Origin of the sequence: Streptomyces sp. NBC_00210, assembly GCF_045160975.1 — a bacterium.
GTDB lineage: Bacteria > Actinomycetota > Actinomycetes > Streptomycetales > Streptomycetaceae > Streptomyces.
On the sequence record NZ_CP108120.1, the window covers coordinates 8,697,440 to 8,715,011 of the forward strand.

15 protein-coding genes and 3 pseudogenes are annotated in these 17,572 nt (G+C 68.9%); 12 read left to right on the top strand and 6 right to left on the bottom strand.

Translation table 11 applies throughout. The features are described from left to right. Positions 1-311 precede the first annotated feature (311 nt). On the top strand, positions 312-2,933 hold the full coding sequence (locus OG729_RS39045) for a cation-translocating P-type ATPase (RefSeq protein ID WP_405810902.1): 2,622 nt from the start codon (positions 312-314) through the stop codon (positions 2,931-2,933). Positions 2,934-3,141: 208 nt separating this feature from the next. Here the strand turns inward: OG729_RS39045 and OG729_RS39050 are convergent, their stop codons facing one another. Beyond that, the gene (locus OG729_RS39050; RefSeq protein WP_405810903.1) at positions 3,142-3,795 is read right to left on the bottom strand and encodes a CBS domain-containing protein; all 654 of its coding nucleotides are present in this window, start codon (positions 3,793-3,795) and stop codon (positions 3,142-3,144) included. Positions 3,796-3,816: 21 nt separating this feature from the next. Then, entirely contained in the window at positions 3,817-4,281 is a 465-nt protein-coding gene (locus tag OG729_RS39055; protein ID WP_405810904.1) for a cyclic nucleotide-binding domain-containing protein, read from the bottom strand. 144 nt (positions 4,282-4,425) lie between these two features. On the opposite strand from OG729_RS39055, the gene OG729_RS39060 reads away from it, so the two are divergent. After that, positions 4,426-4,551, top strand: a complete 126-nt coding sequence (locus OG729_RS39060; protein WP_405810905.1) for a hypothetical protein — start codon at positions 4,426-4,428, stop codon at positions 4,549-4,551. 48 nt (positions 4,552-4,599) lie between these two features. Here the strand turns inward: OG729_RS39060 and OG729_RS39065 are convergent, their stop codons facing one another. After that, on the bottom strand, positions 4,600-5,667 hold the full coding sequence (locus OG729_RS39065; RefSeq protein ID WP_405810907.1) for a zinc-dependent alcohol dehydrogenase family protein: 1,068 nt from the start codon (positions 5,665-5,667) through the stop codon (positions 4,600-4,602). 336 nt (positions 5,668-6,003) lie between these two features. On the opposite strand from OG729_RS39065, the gene OG729_RS39070 reads away from it, so the two are divergent. The 8 genes and pseudogenes from OG729_RS39070 (at position 6,004) to OG729_RS39105 (ending at position 12,871) form a co-directional block, all read left to right on the top strand. After that, the gene (locus OG729_RS39070; RefSeq protein ID WP_405810908.1) at positions 6,004-6,678 is read left to right on the top strand and encodes a CBS domain-containing protein; all 675 of its coding nucleotides are present in this window, start codon (positions 6,004-6,006) and stop codon (positions 6,676-6,678) included. Between the two features lie 70 nt (positions 6,679-6,748). Beyond that, entirely contained in the window at positions 6,749-8,302 is a 1,554-nt protein-coding gene (locus tag OG729_RS39075) for an AAA family ATPase (protein ID WP_405810910.1), read from the top strand. Positions 8,303-8,513: 211 nt separating this feature from the next. Further along, on the top strand, positions 8,514-9,389 hold the full coding sequence (locus tag OG729_RS39080; protein WP_405810912.1) for a universal stress protein: 876 nt from the start codon (positions 8,514-8,516) through the stop codon (positions 9,387-9,389). 197 nt (positions 9,390-9,586) lie between these two features. Beyond that, positions 9,587-9,655: pseudogene (locus OG729_RS39085) on the top strand (hypothetical protein); the annotation flags it as partial. Positions 9,656-9,905: 250 nt separating this feature from the next. Beyond that, complete coding sequence (locus OG729_RS39090; RefSeq protein WP_405810914.1) at positions 9,906-10,415, top strand: flavodoxin domain-containing protein; 510 nt, start codon at positions 9,906-9,908, stop codon at positions 10,413-10,415. 173 nt (positions 10,416-10,588) lie between these two features. Continuing rightward, positions 10,589-11,059 carry a universal stress protein gene (locus tag OG729_RS39095; protein WP_405810916.1) on the top strand — a complete coding sequence of 157 codons (471 nt, stop codon included), beginning with the start codon at positions 10,589-10,591 and terminating at the stop codon, positions 11,057-11,059. 73 nt (positions 11,060-11,132) lie between these two features. Next, on the top strand, positions 11,133-12,053 hold the full coding sequence (locus OG729_RS39100) for an ABC transporter ATP-binding protein (protein ID WP_405810918.1): 921 nt from the start codon (positions 11,133-11,135) through the stop codon (positions 12,051-12,053). Next, on the top strand, positions 12,050-12,871 hold the full coding sequence (locus OG729_RS39105; protein ID WP_405810919.1) for an ABC transporter permease subunit: 822 nt from the start codon (positions 12,050-12,052) through the stop codon (positions 12,869-12,871). Before OG729_RS39100 ends, OG729_RS39105 begins: the two co-directional genes overlap by 4 nt. A 48-nt stretch (positions 12,872-12,919) precedes the next feature. Here the strand turns inward: OG729_RS39105 and OG729_RS39110 are convergent, their stop codons facing one another. Next, positions 12,920-13,306, bottom strand: a complete 387-nt coding sequence (locus tag OG729_RS39110) for a universal stress protein (RefSeq protein WP_405810921.1) — start codon at positions 13,304-13,306, stop codon at positions 12,920-12,922. Positions 13,307-13,491: 185 nt separating this feature from the next. Here OG729_RS39110 and OG729_RS39115 point away from each other — a divergent pair, with 185 nt between their 5' ends. Together OG729_RS39115 and OG729_RS39120 are read left to right on the top strand one after the other, a co-directional pair. Continuing rightward, on the top strand, positions 13,492-15,837 hold the full coding sequence (locus OG729_RS39115) for an immune inhibitor A domain-containing protein (RefSeq protein WP_405811442.1): 2,346 nt from the start codon (positions 13,492-13,494) through the stop codon (positions 15,835-15,837). 381 nt (positions 15,838-16,218) lie between these two features. Beyond that, positions 16,219-16,875, top strand: coding sequence for a DUF4328 domain-containing protein (locus OG729_RS39120; protein WP_405810923.1), 657 nt, complete (start codon positions 16,219-16,221; stop codon positions 16,873-16,875). A 138-nt stretch (positions 16,876-17,013) separates the two neighbouring features. Here the strand turns inward: OG729_RS39120 and OG729_RS39125 are convergent. Both OG729_RS39125 and OG729_RS39130 read right to left on the bottom strand, forming a co-directional pair. Continuing rightward, positions 17,014-17,220 (bottom strand): annotated as a pseudogene (locus tag OG729_RS39125) (ABC transporter permease); the annotation flags it as partial. After that, positions 17,209-17,543: pseudogene (locus OG729_RS39130) on the bottom strand (ABC transporter permease subunit); the annotation flags it as partial. The pseudogenes OG729_RS39125 and OG729_RS39130, both read right to left, overlap by 12 nt. Positions 17,544-17,572: the final 29 nt, after the last annotated feature.

Here is a 17,572-nt window from a genome sequence, read left to right on the forward strand (position 1 = left end):
ATCAGGCAGTCCTGAATGCCAGCGTGGAACCAATCCCGCCCTCGTGCACAGGGCCGAGAGGTCCTCGGGGCGGACCGAATGGATCAGTCTCAGCGGGAAGGGGACCTTCGGCCCCTTCCGGGAGCTCTGTGGCCCTCACCATCCTGATCTCGTGGTGACACCGGCATGCGGCTGGGCTCGGTCGTCCAAGGCCTGCTGCACCGAGCACTCTGCCGGGCGATCACCGTTCCTACCGCGTAAGGCGGCCCCGCAACACACCATCCGACACCGTCCGTTTCACACCAGCCCCTCCCGTCGATCGGAGCACCGATGTGACCTCGCGCCCTGTCCGCACCCCGCCGGCCACCGACGAGCGCCGTGGAGGGCTCACCGAAGAGGATGCGGCCCGCCGCCTCGTCGAATGCGGCCGTAACGAGGTGGCCGCCCGGAGAACTGTGCGCCTGCATACGCGCGTGGTGGCACAGCTCAGGGATCCGCTGATCATGGTTCTCCTCGGGGCGGTGGCACTGACCGTGGCGATCGGGGACCACGCCGACTCTGTCGTCATCGCACTCGTGATCGTCGTGAACACCACGGTGGGAGTGATCCAGGAGGTCAGAGCGGACAACGCTGTTGCCGCACTCTCCGCCATGTCAGCCCCTACCGCACGTGTCCTGCGAGGCGGTTCCGAGCGGGAGGTGCCCGCGGCCGAAGTTGTCCCGGGCGATGTGCTGGCACTCGGCGAAGGAGACGTCGTTCCCGCCGATGCGCTCCTCACGCAGGCATCGGCGCTGCTCCTCGACGAGTCCATGCTGACCGGTGAATCCGTGCCCGTGGACAAGGACCTGCGCTCTGGACGGCCGGGGGCCGCGACGCTGAGCGCGGGCACCGTCGTGGTCCGGGGGAGGGGCATCGCCACGGTGACTGCCACCGGGGCCGCCAGCGCGCTGGGCCGTATCGCCGCGTTGCTGGAAGGGCGACTCGAGGCGACACCTCTGCAGCGGCGGTTGGCCGCACTGGGACGGGTTCTCGCCGTGGCCACCCTGGCACTGTGCCTGCTGGTCTTTGCCCTGGGCCTGATACGTGGCCTGGCACCGGGCACCATGGCGGTGACCGCGATCAGTCTTGCCGTCGCCGCGGTACCCGAGTCGCTCCCTGCCGTCGTCACGCTGGCACTTGCCCTGGGAGCGCGGCGCATGGCCGCACGTCACGCCGTCGTACGACGCCTCCCCGCCGTGGAGACGCTCGGATCGGTGACCGTACTCGCGACCGACAAGACCGGCACTCTCACCGAGGGGCGCATGGTCGTCGAACGCGTGTGGACACCCGAGGGCGCCGTCGACTTCACCGGCACCGGGTACGAGCCGTTCGGCGACGTACGCGTCGACGGCCGGGCGGCAGAGCCCGACGAACTCAGGCCCGTACAAAAGCTGTTGACCATCGCGGCGCTGTGCAACGACGCCGCGCTGCGCCCAACGGACGAACCGGCCGACGACACCGGCAGCCGCTGGACTGCCCTCGGCGACCCCACCGAGGCCGCGCTTCTGACGGCCGCGGCCAAAGCGCGCTGCGCGGAACCGAGCACGCTGCACCGGACCTACCCGAGGACCGACGAAGCGCCGTTCGACAGCATTCGCAAGCGCATGAGCACGCTCCACGGAACGCCGTCAGGACAGCTGATGGTGTGTCTTAAGGGCGCTCCAGAAGCCGTCCTCGACCCCGCTGTCCTCGACGAGCCCGCGCAGCTCCTCGATCGGGCCCGGGACGAGTCAGCGCTGCTCGCCGCCCGGGGATACCGGGTGCTGGCCGTGGCCTGCGGCGATCGAAACGACGCTCCGGCGCGTGCAGCGGACGCCGAATCGGGGCTGCGGCTGCTCGGCCTGGCGGCGATCAACGATCCTCCGAAACCGGCGGCGAGCACCACGCTGGCTGCCTGCCGGGCTGCAGGCATCACTCCGGTACTCATCACTGGTGACCATCCCGCCACCGCACGAGCCATCGCCACGCGCGTTGGTCTGCTGTCCCCCGACAGCGAGCCGGGCAAGGTCGTCACAGGTCAGGCCCTGGCGGAGGGAGCCGTCGACGACCTCACCACGGTAAGGGTGTTCGCCCGCACGGACCCGCAGCAGAAGCTGGACATCGTCAAAGCCTGGCGTGAACGGGGGGACGTGACGGCGATGACCGGTGACGGTGTCAACGACGGCCCCGCACTGCGAGAGGCGGACATCGGCGTCGCAATGGGCCGGCGAGGCACCGAGGTGGCGAGACAGTCGGCCGATCTGGTACTCACCGACGACGAGTTGTCCACCGTGGTGGCAGCGGTCGAGGAGGGGCGCCGCGTGTACGACAACATCCGGCGCTTCCTCGTCTACGGACTCGCCGGGGGCACCGCAGAAATCCTGGTGATGCTCGTGGGCCCCCTGCTCGGGCTGTCGCTGCCGCTGAGGGCGGGCCAGATCCTGTGGATCAATCTCCTCACCCACGGCCTGACCGGGGTGGCGATGGGCGCGGAGCCGGTTTCCCCGCGCGCCATGCACCGGCCACCGCGCCCGCCGCATCAGCACGTGCTGGGCCACGGTCTGTGGCAACGGGTGCTATTCCTCGGAGCCGTGGTCACCATGGCAAGCCTGGCTGCAGGGCTCTCGGCCCGTGCAGCGGACGCCCCCTGGCAGAGCGTGCTGTTCCTGTCCCTGCTGGCTGCACAGCTCGGGGTCGCCATGGGGCTGCGGGATCGCCTTCTCACTCGTGAAAACCTCTTCCTGCCGACGGCGGTGCTCGCCTCAGCCGGCCTCGCGGCGGCGGCTCTGTACGTACCGTTCCTACGTTCGGTACTGGAGACCGAGCCGCTCGGCGGGACGGATGTCGCTGTGGCCGTTGCCGTGGGTCTGGCCGGATTCGCCGCCGCCCGGCTCAGCAGACAGCCATGGCTGCGGCGATTGGTCGTCAAGCAGTAATGGTGGGGCAGGGCCGAGCGGGACCGACGGGGGGCTGTTCGGCCCTCGCAGCAGCGCACACCCCGTGTTTTCATGGAATTGACGGAAAGGGCCCTGACGAGGACGTGGAGAAGCGGCTCGTGGCCGTGCACCACGCAATCAGGATCCGCGAGAAGCGGATGGGCCCTTTTCGCCTTGGCATGTCCGGGCCGACGTTGTCGTACGGGCCTCAGGGCAACGGCGCTGAGGGTGCCTGGTTGCTGAGGCTCAGGCGGACGTCCACGACGCCCTCGACCGCGCGGGCGGCCCGGGCGAGCAGGGAGACCAGCGCCCGGTCCCGGAGGCTGCCGTGGAGGGCGACGACGCCGTCCGCGACGGAGACCTCTACCTGCGCCGGGGGCGGCAGGTGCCCGATGACGGTACGCCGTATCTCGTCGGCGATGGCCTCGTCCGGCCTGAGGAACACCTTCAGCAGGTCGCTGCGGCTGACAACTCCCTCCAGCAGGCCGACCTCGTCGACCACGGGCAGGCGCTTGACGCGACGGCGCGCCATGATCCGCGCGGCCTCGGCGATCGTGGCGCTCGCGTGCACGGTGATGGCCGGGCTCGACATCAGCTCCGCCGCCGAGACCGCCCTCGCCTTCGCTGTGTCGGACAGCGGCCGCTCTGCCTGTGCGGGGTCGTCGACGCGGTATTCCTCCTTGGGCAGCAGATCGGCCTCCGAAACCACGCCGATCACACGGCCCTCGCCCTCCAGCACCGGCAAGGCACTGACGTGCCACTGCTCCATCAGTTCCACGATTTCCTTGTAGGAGGCATGGCGCCCCACCGAGACTGCGGTGTGCGTCATGACGTCGCTCACTGAGTGTGGGGAATCGGGCATGGCGGGCCTCCCGGACGCTGTTTATTGAGTCATTCCGCTGCCGTGAGGCGCGTACAGATCGAGCAGGCGGATCCGTGAGGCATGCAGCCGATGAGCGAGCACTCTGCCGACCCAGTGTCCGAGCGCGGAGCCGAAGGCAGGGTCGGCATCCATCATCATCCGCACCGTTGCGGCGTCGAACTCCTGGGCGCGTACGGGTGTCATGGCCTCGGCACCGAACTGCCACAGATATGGGGGAAACAGCCAGGACCAGCCGACGAGTTCACCGAAGCCCAGGTTCTCGATCACTGCCGGCCGTCGTCCGGGCACGTCGATGTCGAGCGTGACAGTGCCGGACTGGATGATCCAGAAGCGGTCGGCGGGGTGGCCTTCCTCGAAGACGCGGGTTCCTTCAGGCAATTTGACGTCCCGGGCGATATCCAGCAGCCGGGCACGATGCTCGGGGGACAGGACGGCGGTCATACGGGTGGGGGAGGGAGTGCTCATCGCTGGGTCTCCGTTTCGAGTTGCGCGGCTTCCTCGGTGATGACCGGTGAGCCGTCCGGTCCACGCTCGCAGGTTCTCGTTCGAGGCGCTGTCTGTGCTCAGCGTCAATCGCCCGATCGGCGCCGGGGAAGGGCCGGGCGGCCCTTGGACATCGTCAGCCGTTCCGACCTGCTGAAGGTCTTTCTGAGGCCGGACGAGGAGTGGGCTCTGAGCGGCGACGTCCCGACGACAGCGGACAAACCATCGGAGCCGGACGGCGCATCCGACTGATGCCGATGTGACGGGCTATCAACTGAGGCGCCCGGCTCGGCAGGGGCGTCAGCTCGTGCGTTCCACGTCCTTGTGCTCCCGGCCACCGAGCACGACCTTGAGCGCTCCCGTGTCGGCCGCGCGTGAGAACACGTCGTACGCCTCCTCGATCTGTCCCAGTTCGAAGCGATGGGTCGCGATCGCAGCCGCGGGCAGTCGACCGGCAGCCAGCATGCCCAGCAGAACCGGTGTGGAGTAGGTGTCCACCAGGCCGGTCCTGATGGTCACGTTCTTGATCCAGAGGTCTTCCAGGTGGAGCGTGGCGGGTTTGCCGTGCACGCCCACGTTGGCCACATGGCCTCCCGGCCGCACCACACGCGTGCAGAGTTCAAAGGTTTCCGGTACTCCGACGGCCTCGATGGCCACATCGGCCCCGAGCCCCTCGGTCAGATCCGATACCAGCTGCTCCGGGCCCTCTGACGCGTTGGCGACGGCGTCCGCGCCGAGCTCGCGAGCGGCCTCCAGCCGTGACTTGGCCAGGTCCACCGCGATGATCCTGCCCGGCGAGAAGAGTCTTGCAGTGGCGATGGTGGCGAGCCCGATCGGCCCTGCCCCGACGACCACGACGGTGTCTCCGGGCCGGACTCCTCCGTTGAGGACGCCCACCTCGTACGCGGTGGGGAAGATGTCGGACAGCAGCACGGCGTCGCTGCTGCTCACTGCTGCGGGAAGCGGGTGAACGGAGAAATCGGCGAAGGGGACGCGTACGTATTCGGCCTGCGTGCCGTGGATGAGGTGGCCGAGCACCCATCCGCCGTTGCCCCGGCACTGCCCGTACATCTGCTCCCGGCAGTAGCGGCAGCGGCCGCAGGGGGAGATGCAGGAGACGAGCACCCGGTCGCCGGGGCGGACCGTGCTGACATCGCTGCCCGCCTCGACGACTTCTCCGACTGCCTCGTGCCCGAGGACGGTCCCTGAGGTCACTTCAGGTACGTCGCCCTTGAGGATGTGCAGGTCGGTTCCGCAGATGGTCGTGGTGTCGATACGGACGACGATGTCTGTCGGCTCCTGGATGCCCGGATCGGCCACGTTGTCCCATGAGGCCTGGCCGGGGCCGTGGAAGACGAGTGCCTTCATGACGTTCCTCTCCTCAGCTTCCGATGTGAATCTGTTGTCTCTCCGCCCAGCCTGTGGTGGAGCGACAGCAGACGCACAGGGGCCGATCGGTCCCTGGGTGGGGGTTCTCCGGCCCAATCGGCACAGCGGCACAAAGGCACATGGTGAGGGTGAAGCCGAGACGTACAGGAGGCGGCAGCCGTGGACCTCGCGGACTACGACGCGGTGGCCGACCACGGCTGATGTGCGCGTCCAGCCCGGGGAACACGACGGGCAGGCTCATCCGATGACGCCCGGCCCCTGGAAGGCTTGATCCGTGACCGTGACTGATTGTCACGGCGCCGAAGGGAGGGCGGAATGCACCACCGAACAGTCGGAGAGCTCATGACCCGGAAGGTTGTCCGGGTGCGGCGCGACGTGCCGTTCAAGGAGATCGTGAGGCTGCTTGTCGAGAACGATGTCACCGCCGTACCCGTCGTGGACGAACTGGACCGCCCGATCGGTGTGGTGTCCGAGGCCGACCTGCTGCGCAAGTCGTCGGGCCAGTCCGACCCGTCGGGTCGGGTGCCGATGCCGCATCTGGAGGCGTGGGAGCGGGCTAAGGCCGAGGGAGCCTGCGCCGAGGAGCTGATGTCGGCTCCGGCCGTTTGTGCGCGTCCGGAGTGGACCGTTGCCGAGGCGGCTCGCCTCATGGCAGTTCAGAACATCAAGCGGCTGCCCGTGGTGGACGCGGCGGACAGGTTGCAGGGCATCCTCAGCCGCAGCGACTTGCTGCGGATCTTCCTGCGCCGCGACGACGCCATCCGCGATGAGATCAACCGGGATGTGCTGCATTCGACGATGCGCCTCGGCCCTTCGCAGGTGACCGTTGAGGTGCACGAAGGGCAGGTCACTCTCGGTGGCTCTGTCGAGGTCAGGAGTCTGATCCCGATCATTATGCGGCTGTGCCGGAGTGTGGACGGCGTGGTTTCGGTCGCGGAACAAATCGCTTACCGGACCGACGATACGGCGAGTTCCACCAGCGGCACGTAGGCCGTTGAACGTGGTGCCGCACGCCGTGGTCGACCAGATGTTGTTCGCGACCACCGCAGGGAGGATCACGATGTCCACGCTACGAATCGACGCATCCGTGCTCCGGACAGGCACCGGCATCGATGCACGGCCGTTCCCGCGAGCAGAGGTCTGCGAAACCCATACGGCGGTCGTTTTCTTCGTCGGCGACCGTGCCTACAAGCTCAAGAAGCCGGTGGACCTGGAATTCCTGGACTACTCCACCGTGGCGGCCCGGCGTGTGGCGTGCGAGCGGGAACTGGCTCTCAACCGTCGCTTCGCCCCCGACGTCTACCTGGGCCTGGGAGAATTTCGCAGCCCGGGCGCGGACACCCCAGAACCCCTCGTCGTGATGCGCCGCATGCCGGCGGAGCGCCGCCTCTCCCGGCTGATCAGCGAGGGCGTCGTCGTCGACGGTGCCCTGCGGAACGTCGCCCGGCAGCTCGCCACCCATCACGCGGATGCGCCCCGCAGCCGGGACGTGGACGAGCAGGGTACCCGGGACGCGCTGTCCTCGCGCTGGGAAGCGAGCTTCGCTCAGGTCCACGCTCTGGCCGACGACGCACACGCTTCCGACGAGGTGGAGGAGGTCGAGCGACTGGTGCGCCGCTACCTCGCCGGCCGCCAGCAGCTGTTCGACACGCGCATCGCGCAGGGGCGGATCGTCGACGGCCACGGCGACCTGCTCGCAGAGGACATCTTCTGCCTCGACGACGGCCCCCGCCTCCTGGACTGCCTGGAGTTCGACGACCACCTGCGCTACGTCGACGGCCTCGACGACGCCGCCTTCCTCGCCATGGACCTGGAACAGCTGGGAGCCCCGGAGGCCGCGGGGTTCTTCCTTGCCCAGTACAGCGAGTACTCCGGCGACCCGGCACCGCCGTCCCTGCGGCACCACTATGTCGCCTACCGCGCGTTCGTCCGTGCCAAGGTCTCCTTCATCCAGGCCCAGCAGGGTGCGCCCGGCACGGAGGCTGCGTCACGGCGACTGGTCCTGACGACGCTGCGTCACCTGCGGACGTCCGCTGTCGGCCTGACGCTCGTCGGCGGGCTGCCGGGCAGCGGGAAGTCCACACTCTCCGGCGCGCTGGCCGATCGCCTCGGCGTCACGCTGCTCAGCAGCGACCGCCTCCGCAAGGAGCTGGCCGGTATCTCGGCGGAACAGTCCGCGGCGACCGGCTACGGCGAAGGCCTGTACACCCCCGAGTGGACCGCCAAGACCTACACGGCCCTGCTCGACCGCGCATCCGCCCTGTTGTCCTCGGGCGAGTCCGTCGTCGTCGACGCCACCTGGTCCGATGCGGAACAGCGCGAAGCTGCCCTGCGCATGGCCGAACGCACCAGCGCCGACCTGGTGGCCCTGCACTGCCAGGTGCCGGACGGCGTGTCAGCGGCCCGCCTGCGTACGCGCGCCCCCGGAGCATCCGACGCCGGCCTTGATGTGGCCACCGCCATGGCAGGCAAAGAGCCGCCTTGGACGGAAGCCGTCACGGTCGACACCAGCGGTCCCTTGGAGGCCGCGGTCGTCCAGGCGCTGGCAGCCGTACGCCCGTACGGCACCGGCCAAGCACCAGTCTTCCGCCGCCCCTACATGGAACCGGACTGAGCCGAGTCGACGACGCAGCGGCGGCCCCGCCCCCGACAGCGCCGCTTCGCCCGGCGGAAGGTGCCGAGAGATCCGGGTGCGCTGGTGCGCGGCGGCGTTGGGCCGAAGAGCCCGTACCAGGGCCGAACCGCCCCTCCCGAGCGGCCCGCCCCGAGTGCGACGGTGACAACGGGAACCGCTCCCCTCAGCCGAACGGAAGGCGGTGGGCACGATGGAGCTGCCCTTGGTCGTGGGTGTCGACGGATCCGAGTCCAGCCTCCAGGCACTCGACTGGTCGGTGGACGAGGCAGCGCGGCATGGAGTGCCACTGCGGCTGGTGTACGCCTCCAAGTGGGAGCACTACGAGGGCGTCGCTCTTGCCGGGAGCCTCGGACGTCCCGACGAGCAGGTCTTCGCGGAGAACATCGTCGGATCGGCCGCCGAACGAGCCGGCCGACGGAACCCGGATGTGAAGGTCTCGGCAGAGGTACTTACCGACGACCCGGTAACCGTGCTTCTTCGCGAAAGCCGCAAAGCCTCGGCGGTGGTCACGGGATCGCGCGGCCGTGGGGAGTTGAGGGGGCTGCTGCTGGGCTCGGTCGGTCTGGCCGTGGCGGCCCGAGCGCACTGCCCGGTCATCGTGGTGCGCGGCGACAAGGCGGCACTCGGGAGCACGCACGGGCGGATCCTCCTCGGCGTAGCCGACACGGCCGGGGGACGGGCGGCGGTCACGTTCGCCCTGCGCGAGGCCGAAGCCCGCGGCTGCAACATCGATGCGGTCCGTGCCTGGCGCCGCCCGGCGCACGAGACAACGGACCATCCGCTGCTCGCCGGCGATCCTGCCCGCTACTACGAGGAGCAGGCCGCGACGCTGCTGGACGAGGCGCTCGGAGAGTCCGTACGTGACAACCCGGCCGTGCAAGTGCACCGGACCACGGTCGAAGGCCCGGCCCACAAGGTGCTGGCGCAGCGCTCGGCCGCTGCGGATCTGCTCGTCCTCGGCGCACAGCGGCGCCAGGGCCACTTCGGTCTCCAGCTCGGCCGGGTGGCGCACGCAGTGCTGCACCACGCCGACTGCCCCGTGGCCGTCGTACCGCAGCCGGTGTGATCGCGGCCTGCCTTACGTCCGGAGCCCCGTCACACGGTCGGCGCGCCAGTCGCCTCTGTCAGGGAGCGCCTGCCGGAGCTCGAAGATGCGCTGATTGCCGGGGAGCGCCGGCAGGACCTGGTGGGCACGCTCTTCCTGGAACGCTGCTCGCGGAGGCGGACGAGGACTTCACCGTGCCGCGCACGGACCCCGACGAGATGGCGCTGCTGCACTTCACCAGCGGCACCACCGGTGTCCCCAAGGGCGCGGTCCAAGTCCACGAAGCCGTCGTCGCCCACCACATCACCGCCGCGTACGCCCTGGATCTGGGCCCCGGACGACGTGTACTGGAGCACTTATGTCCGATCACACGGGCGTACCCATCGATGAGGATGACTCTCCCCACTCACGACCCTCGCCGATGCCTCGGAGTTCCTGGTCGCTCGAACGGTCTGGCGCGTCAGCGGTTGACGGTCAGTCGCACGGTCTTGACGATCACCGCCACGCCGCGCACTGGCACAACAGAGAGGCGAAGCCATGAACGTTCTGGTGGGATACGCCACCGCACACGGTTCCACACGGGAGATCGCGGAGCGCATCGGGGCACGCCTCGGCGAGGCGGGTCTGCAGGCCGATGTGCGGCCCATGAGCGAGGTCGAGGACGGGGACGCGTACGAGGCGTTCGTGCTCGGCAGCTCGGTCCATGGGCAGGCCTGGCTGGACGCGGCGAAGAACTTTGTGCACCGCAACAGCGATCTGTTCCGGGTCCGCCCCGTGTGGATTTTCAGCGTGGGGATGCCCGGCGCGATGCGCGGTCCGTGGAGGCCCTTGGCTGGCAAGGAGGAAGCGGTCATCATCGACGACCTCCCCGATCACATCCCCTACAGGACCCATCGCCTCCTGTCGGGTGTCATCAAGCCCAGCCAGCTGCCCGTCACCGGGCGAGTGATCTTCCGGCTGATGGGCCTCAGGTACGGCGACTACCGTGACTGTCCGGCCATTGACACCTGGGCGGATGGGATTGCCAGAGAGCTCTGCACCCCGTGACGGGTTCGCTGGACCGAGCGGGACGGGACTGTGCACGGTCCCGCGGTAGGCACGACTGAGCACGCCACCCTGCGGTTCTGCGTGGCGGTGCCGGGGCCGGTCTTCGCGTGGCGGGCTCAGCCGAGGGCGGGCAGCGTGGATTACAGGGGTCCGTGCGAGAAAGGCGACAGGGTATGGAGAGCAAAGCATCGGCCGGCCGGGTTGTGGTGGGTGTCGATGGTTCGCCGTCGTCGCAGACCGCTCTGCGGTGGGCGATGAGGTACGCCGGTCTCATCGGGGGCTTCGTGCAGGCAGTGGGTGCCTGGGAGCTTCCGGGGATGCACGGCTGGTCTGCTCCGGCGGTGGACGCCGATCTCGACGAGGAGGTGGCGCGCTCCCGGTTCGTCGAAGAGCTGCGCAGTGTGGTCGGGGACGCGTCGTCCGTGGAGGTGCAGGAAAGTCTGGTGCGTGGCAATCCGGTGGCGGTGCTGCTGGGCGCGGCAGAGGGGGCTGAGGTGCTCGTGGTGGGCAGCCGGGGGCGGGGTGGTTTCGCCCGTGCTCTCCTGGGCTCTGTGAGCCAGCAATGTGCTCTGCACGCGACGTGTCCGGTGGTCATTGTCCGGCCGGACAGCAGGGCAGGAGTGGGCCCGACCGAGGCCGTCTGAGCCACGTTGCCTGAGTCCTGCTCGGCAGGGGGACGGCGAACGGCGCCTTCGTCGGCAAGAGGGAGGCGGGACGGTGCAGCGCGCGACACCGGCGATCGAACTCAAAGCCCTGACGAAACGCTACGGGAAGACCATCGGCGTCGAGCGGTTGGACATCACCGTGAACAGCGGCGAGGTGTTCGGATTTCTCGGCCCCAATGGGGCGGGCAAAACGACGACCATCCGATGCCTGGTCGGGCTCCTGCGGCCGACGTCCGGGCGGGTCCGTGTGCTGGGACTGGATCCCATTGCCGACCACCTCCGGCTGACGCCGGCACTTGGTTATCTGCCCGGTGAGCTGCGGCTGTACCCGGAGTTGACAGGCCGGCAAACGCTTGAGCTGCTGGCCGACCTGCAGGGGGCGGCGGTGCCGCGCTGCGCGGAACTGTGCGAGCGGCTCGCGCTGTCCGACGCGGTCCTCGGGCGCCGCGTCCTGGAGTACTCGCGTGGGATGAAGCAGAAGCTGGGACTCGTCCAGGCGTTGCAGCACGACCCCGAGCTGGTGGTGCTCGACGAGCCGACCGAGGGCTTGGACCCGTTGGTCCAGGAGACGTTCTTCGAACTGCTGGCGGAGGCCGTGGCGGCGGGACGCACCGTTCTGCTCTCCAGTCATGTGTTGCCCGAGGTGCAGCGCACCTGCGAGCGGGTGGCGATTGTCCGGGAGGGGCGGCTTGTGACCGTACGCAGGGTGGCGGCCCTGCGCGAGGCTCGCGCCAGAAAGGTCCGGCTCACCTTCAGCGACGGGCAGGGGCGGCGTCCGCTCGGTGCGGCCGAACAGTGGGCGCCGAAGTGGGAGGGTGAACAGGTCGAGCTGCTCGTACCGCCCGATGAGGTGGTGGATGCTCTTCGCGACCTGCTCACACTGCCGGTCGGAGACCTGACGGTCGAGGAAGCGGGCCTGGACGAGGCCTTCCTCGACTTCTACCGCCATACGGGTGCCGAGGACCAGCCGTGAGGAGCCGCTTTGCACTGTTGTGGCTGGCGCTGCACCGGCGTCGTCGGATGCTGGCGGCGCTGGCCCTCGGGATGGTGGTCTTCGAAACCCTCATCGTGGTGATCGCCAACACAATTCCGCCCACCCAGCTCTTCGGCGGGCAGGGACGAACGCCGCCGGGCGCGTTCAAGGCCTTCAGCGGTTCCACCGGCGATGTGTCTATCGCCAGTTATCCCGGACTGCTGGGCGCCGGACTGGTCCACCCTTTCTGGATTGCCATGCAGCTCACGGTGATCGGCTCGCTCGCGGCCGCCGCGGTGGCTGCGGACGTGGAGTCCGGGACGATTGAACTTCTGATGGTCCGGCCGGTGTCCCGGGCACGGCTGCTGGCCGAGCGGACGGCCGCCCTCGCCATCGCCTCCGTACTGCTCAACGCGGCGGCCACGGGCACCATGGCCGTCGGAGTTCTGCTCTCACCGCGCCTGCACCGCGAGGTGCCGATCACTGGTGTCTTCTCCGCGGGGCTGCTCGGCTGCGGCTTCGCCCTCTGCCTGACCGGTTTTGCGCTCGCCGTCTCGGCAGTGAGTCGAAGGAGAGGTCAGGTGGTCGGGGCGACGATAGCCCTCGGATCCGTGGGATTCGCCGTGAACTTCGTCGCGCTGGCCTGGTCCAGGGCGGCGCCATTGCGCTTCGTCAGCCCGTTCCACTACTACACACCTGGTGACGCGCTGGCCGACGGCACGGTCCCGTGGGCCTCCTTCGGCGTCCTGGCAGGTGCCGGCCTGGCCGGACTGACCGCGGCGTTCGTGCTGCTCGCGCGTCGGGACCTCGCACCGTAGCTCGAGGCCTGAGGGCGCCCGTGCGCTGACGAGCGCCGCCACACACCGTCAGTGATGGGCGACGACGGCGACGGGTGCGTCTGCGTGTTGGATCACCGCATGGGCAACGTGGACGACGTGCGCACCCACGGGACCGCGCCGAATACGGCGGCCGACGACCACCAGATCTGCCGGGGCGGCCGCATACAGCACTTGCTGCGCGGCAGGGCCGACGACGGCCTTCTCGACGACGTCCACCGACGGGAACTTCTCCCGCCATGGAAGCAGCAGGTCACCGAGTGTCTGCGCCCCTCGTCGTTCCACGTCCAATTGGATGCCCGGATCGAGGGCCGGCGCGTAGCTGAAGCCAAGAGGCAGGCTGCGCCGCAGCCATGCACCCTGACCGACCTCATGGCCCGCCGTCTCACCGGCGAGAACACCATCTCCTGGCGCCACCTGACACCACGGGATGAAAACCCCACTCCGGGATGAAACAGCGGGAGACGACGACCTCTAAGACGCGCCCAGGTCTTGTTCTTTCCCGTTCCCGTGCTGTGCAATGTCACACACTACATAGGGAGGCTGCTTTGAAACATCAGAGACGTACCAGTCCGTCCGTTACCCTGTTCGTCGCGACGGCCATGCTGGCCGGATTCGCCCTGGCTGCCGTGCCCTCGATGGCCGACGCCGACCCCTCTGACCCCGCTGTCGACGCCGTGGCCGATCCCGGCGCGGACCTCGGCCCCGACGAGCACGACCTGCCTGGCCCCTTCACCAAGAAGAACCGGGCCCAGCGCAAAGAAGCCCTCGAGCAGGTGCTCTCCGGCAAGGCTTCCGTCGAGAAGCATGGCGCCTCCCAGGTCGTGCGCCTGGGCAAGGGCAAGTACGCCGAGCTCGGCCGCGAGAAGACCGACAGGATTTTCGTCATCCTCGCCGAGTTCGGTGACACAGTCGACAACACGACCACCTATGACCCGGACGGCGCCGGCCCCAAGCCGCCGGTGGTCAAGTACGGCGGCGAGCCCGGGCCGGTGCACAACCAGATCGCGCAGCCGGACCCGGCCATGGACAACTCCACCGCCTGGCAGGCCGACTACGACCGCGGCCACTTCCAGGACCTGTACTTCTCGCACGACGCCTCCAAGGAGTCGGTGGCCAAGTACTACGAGCGGCAGTCCTCGGGCCGCTACTCCGTGGACGGCACGGTCGTCGACTGGGTGAAGGTCCCCTACAACGAGGCCCGCTACGGCTCCGACTTCTGCGGCGCCCGCATCTGCGACAACGTCCAGGACCTGGTCCGCGACGCCGCCAACGCCTGGGTGGCCGACCAGAAGGCCAAGGGCCGTACCGACCAGCAGATCAAGGCCGACCTCGCCTCCTACGACCAGTGGGACCGCAACGACTACGACGGCGACGGCGACTTCAACGAGCCCGACGGCTACGTCGACCACTTCCAGATCGTCCACGCCGGTGAGGACCAGTCCGCCGGCGGCGGCGCCCAGGGGAGCAACGCCATCTGGGCCCATCGCAGTTACGTCTATGGACAGAACGCCGGCAGGACCGGTCCGGCAGGCAACAAGGGCGGCGGTACCCCCGTCGGCGACACCGGCCTGTGGGTCGGCGACTACACCATGCAGCCCGAGAACGGCGGCCTCGGCGTCTACGCCCACGAGTACGGCCACGACCTCGGCCTGCCCGACCACTACGACACCAGCGGCACCGGCGAATCCTCCTCCGGCTCCTGGAGCGTGATGTCGCAGGGTTCCTGGCTCGGCCGAGGCAAGGGCGTCATCGGCGACCTGCCCGGCGACATGAACGCATGGGACAAGCTTCAGCTGGGCTGGCTCGACTATGCCACCGCCAAGGCTGCCACCGAGGGCACCTACAAGCTCGGCTACGCCGAGTTCAACAGCAAGGACCCGCAGGCCCTGGTGGTCGACCTGCCCGACAAGCAGGTCGCGACCCCCATCACCACCCCCGCCCAGGGCGGCAGGCAGTGGTGGTCGGGCATGGGCGACAAGCTGACCACGACCCTCACTCGCCCCCTCGATCTCACCGGGAAGACCAGCGCCGCCCTCACCCTCAAGGGCTGGTGGGACATCGAGCAGGACTGGGACTTCCTGTACACCGAGGCCTCCACTGACGGCGGCACCACCTGGACCGCCCTGACCGGCACCGCCGACGGCGCGCCGATCGGCCACGACGGCGCCGGCACGCCCGCCCTGACCGGCACCGGCGGCGCCTACAAGAACCTGGCCTACGACCTGACCGCCTACGCCGGCCAGAAGACCGACGTCAGGTTCCGCTACGCCACCGACGAAGCCGTCCAGGGCAAGGGCTTCGCCGCCGACGCCATCACCGTCACCGCCGACGGCGCCACGCTGCTCTCCGACGACGTCGAGGGCGGCGACAACGGCTGGACCGCGAGGGGCTTCTCGCGTATCGGCGAGGCATTCATCAGCCGGTACCCGCAGTACTACATCGCCGAGAACCGTCAGTTCGTCTCCTATGACACCACCCTGCAGACCGGCCCGTACAACTTCGGCTGGCGCGCCACCCGCCCGCGGTGGGTGGAGCACTACCCCTTCCAGAACGGCCTGCTCATCTCGCTGTGGGACACCTCCCAGCCGGACAACAACGTCGGCCAGCACCCCGGCCACGGCCAGATCCTGCCCGTCGACGCCCACCCGACCCCGCTGCGCTGGGCCGACGGCACGCTGATGACCAATTTGATCCAGACCTTCGACTCTCCCTTCGGTCTCCGGCCGACCGGCGCCTTCACCCTGCACCGCAACGGTGTCGAGGTGCAGGTGCCCACGGCGCCTGGCGTGCGGGTCTTCGACGACCACCACGGTGACCACTACTACGACCCGGCCAACCCCACCAGCGGCGTGATCGTCCCGGACACCAATACCAGGATCACCGTCCTGAACGAGGCCGGCGACGGCCACCACGTCGTCCTGCGGGTCGAACCCTCCGACGGCTGACGGCGATCGGTCCGGCCGCCGCGGGCACCGCCCCTCACGACGCACGACCTGACGAGGTGGCAGGCGGTGCCCGCGGCGCGGCCGAGCAGGACAGCACCTGCGCACCGCACTGATGCGCCTGTCCGTTGTCATCCAACCCAGTCGTCGTTTCATCGAAGGCAGGCGACTGGCCCTCTTCCTTCCGCCCTTCGGCGACCAGGCCCGCCGGCAAACCGCTTGGACAACCCGTGTCTTCTCCACATAGATTCCGCGAGCGCCCGCCGCAGGCGGTGGACGTCGTAGACCTGTGGGGGGTTGTCTTTCATGTCCACATCTCCAGCTTTCACGCCCAGACCCGAGTTCCGGGTGCCGGTGTCGACCGGGCTTGCCGCGGTGACTTGTGTGCTGCTCGGCCTGGTCATGCTGGCCGACGTTTTCTCGCTCGGCACGGGAGCGCAGTACTACAGCCTCTGGAGCGGCTTCGGCGAGGAAGGGTTCCACGCGCTCGGCCTTGAGGAAATGGAGCGAGCCGAGCGCCTCTACAGCCTTGCGGGCGTGCTCCAGACCATCACGTTCGTGATGTGCGGGATGGTGTTCATCCTCTGGTTTCGGCAGATGCGGGAGAACGCCCAGCTTTTCGCGCCCGACGCGCACAGGAGATCGCCGAGCTGGGCGGTGTGGGGCTGGATCGTACCGGTCGTTTTTCTGTGGTTGCCTCGCCGCGTCACACTGGACATCGGGACGGCGAGTGAGCTGCCGCACGACGTGCCCGACGCACCGCGCACACCGGTCACCCTCGTCAACGCATGGTGGGCAGTATGGATCTCCCAGGCGATACTGGGCAATCTGGCCTCCCGGTTCTACGGCGCGGCCGACGATGGGGGCGCGATCAAGCAGGCAGTGGGCCTGTTGATGGTCTCCGACCTCCTCGACATCGCCGCTGGCGTGCTAGCAGTCCTCGTCGTGCGCAGGATCACCACGATGCAGCAGCGGAGGGTCTCGTGGACCGGGACCGCCCACAACTCCCCGGACGCAGCCGCCGGACGGCCGGTGACCTGATCGGCGCAGCGTGCGGGAGTCCATCGGGCTCCCAGTGCAACTGGCTTCAGCGGAATCGCGGGCGGCCTGCGAATCGGATGTGAGGGACTCCGGCGGGGGAGGTGCCGAAGTACCGGTGGCACGGGCCGCAGTCGGCGGCATGCGCAGCGCTTCGACGGCCGGGAGTGAGGCCGCCTCGGCCGCGGCCGCGCGGACGATCCGCGCGGCGTCCGGGAAGTTGACCAAGGCCACCAGCAGTGAGAGGCCCACCGCCCCGGGCGAGAAGACGGCGGCCACCAGAAAGATCAGCAGCAGCGACGGCACAGCGAGCAGCACGTCCACGGGCCGCATCAGGAGGCCCTGCACCACGGGAACATCTCTTTCCGCGACAGCATTCATCAGCACCGTCCCCAGCCCGGGGATCACGTACAGCGACTCCACGACGATGACCCCGCACGGCAACAGACCACTGTCCGGGCGAGTTGCTGGGCGGCAGGCGCGATGGCGTCGGGCAACGCGTGCCCGTACTGGATGCGGACGCCGGAGATTCCGTAGCGGCGGGCCTGGGCAACATACGGTGAGGCCAGCGCGTCGATCATGCCCGCCCGTACCAGACGGGACGGTGAACACACCGGCCGCGACAGCAGGACGAGCACAGGCAGCACCAGCGCCGCGGGGTGGGTGAGCAGATGCCGGGCTCCGGCGAGACCGTAGTGAC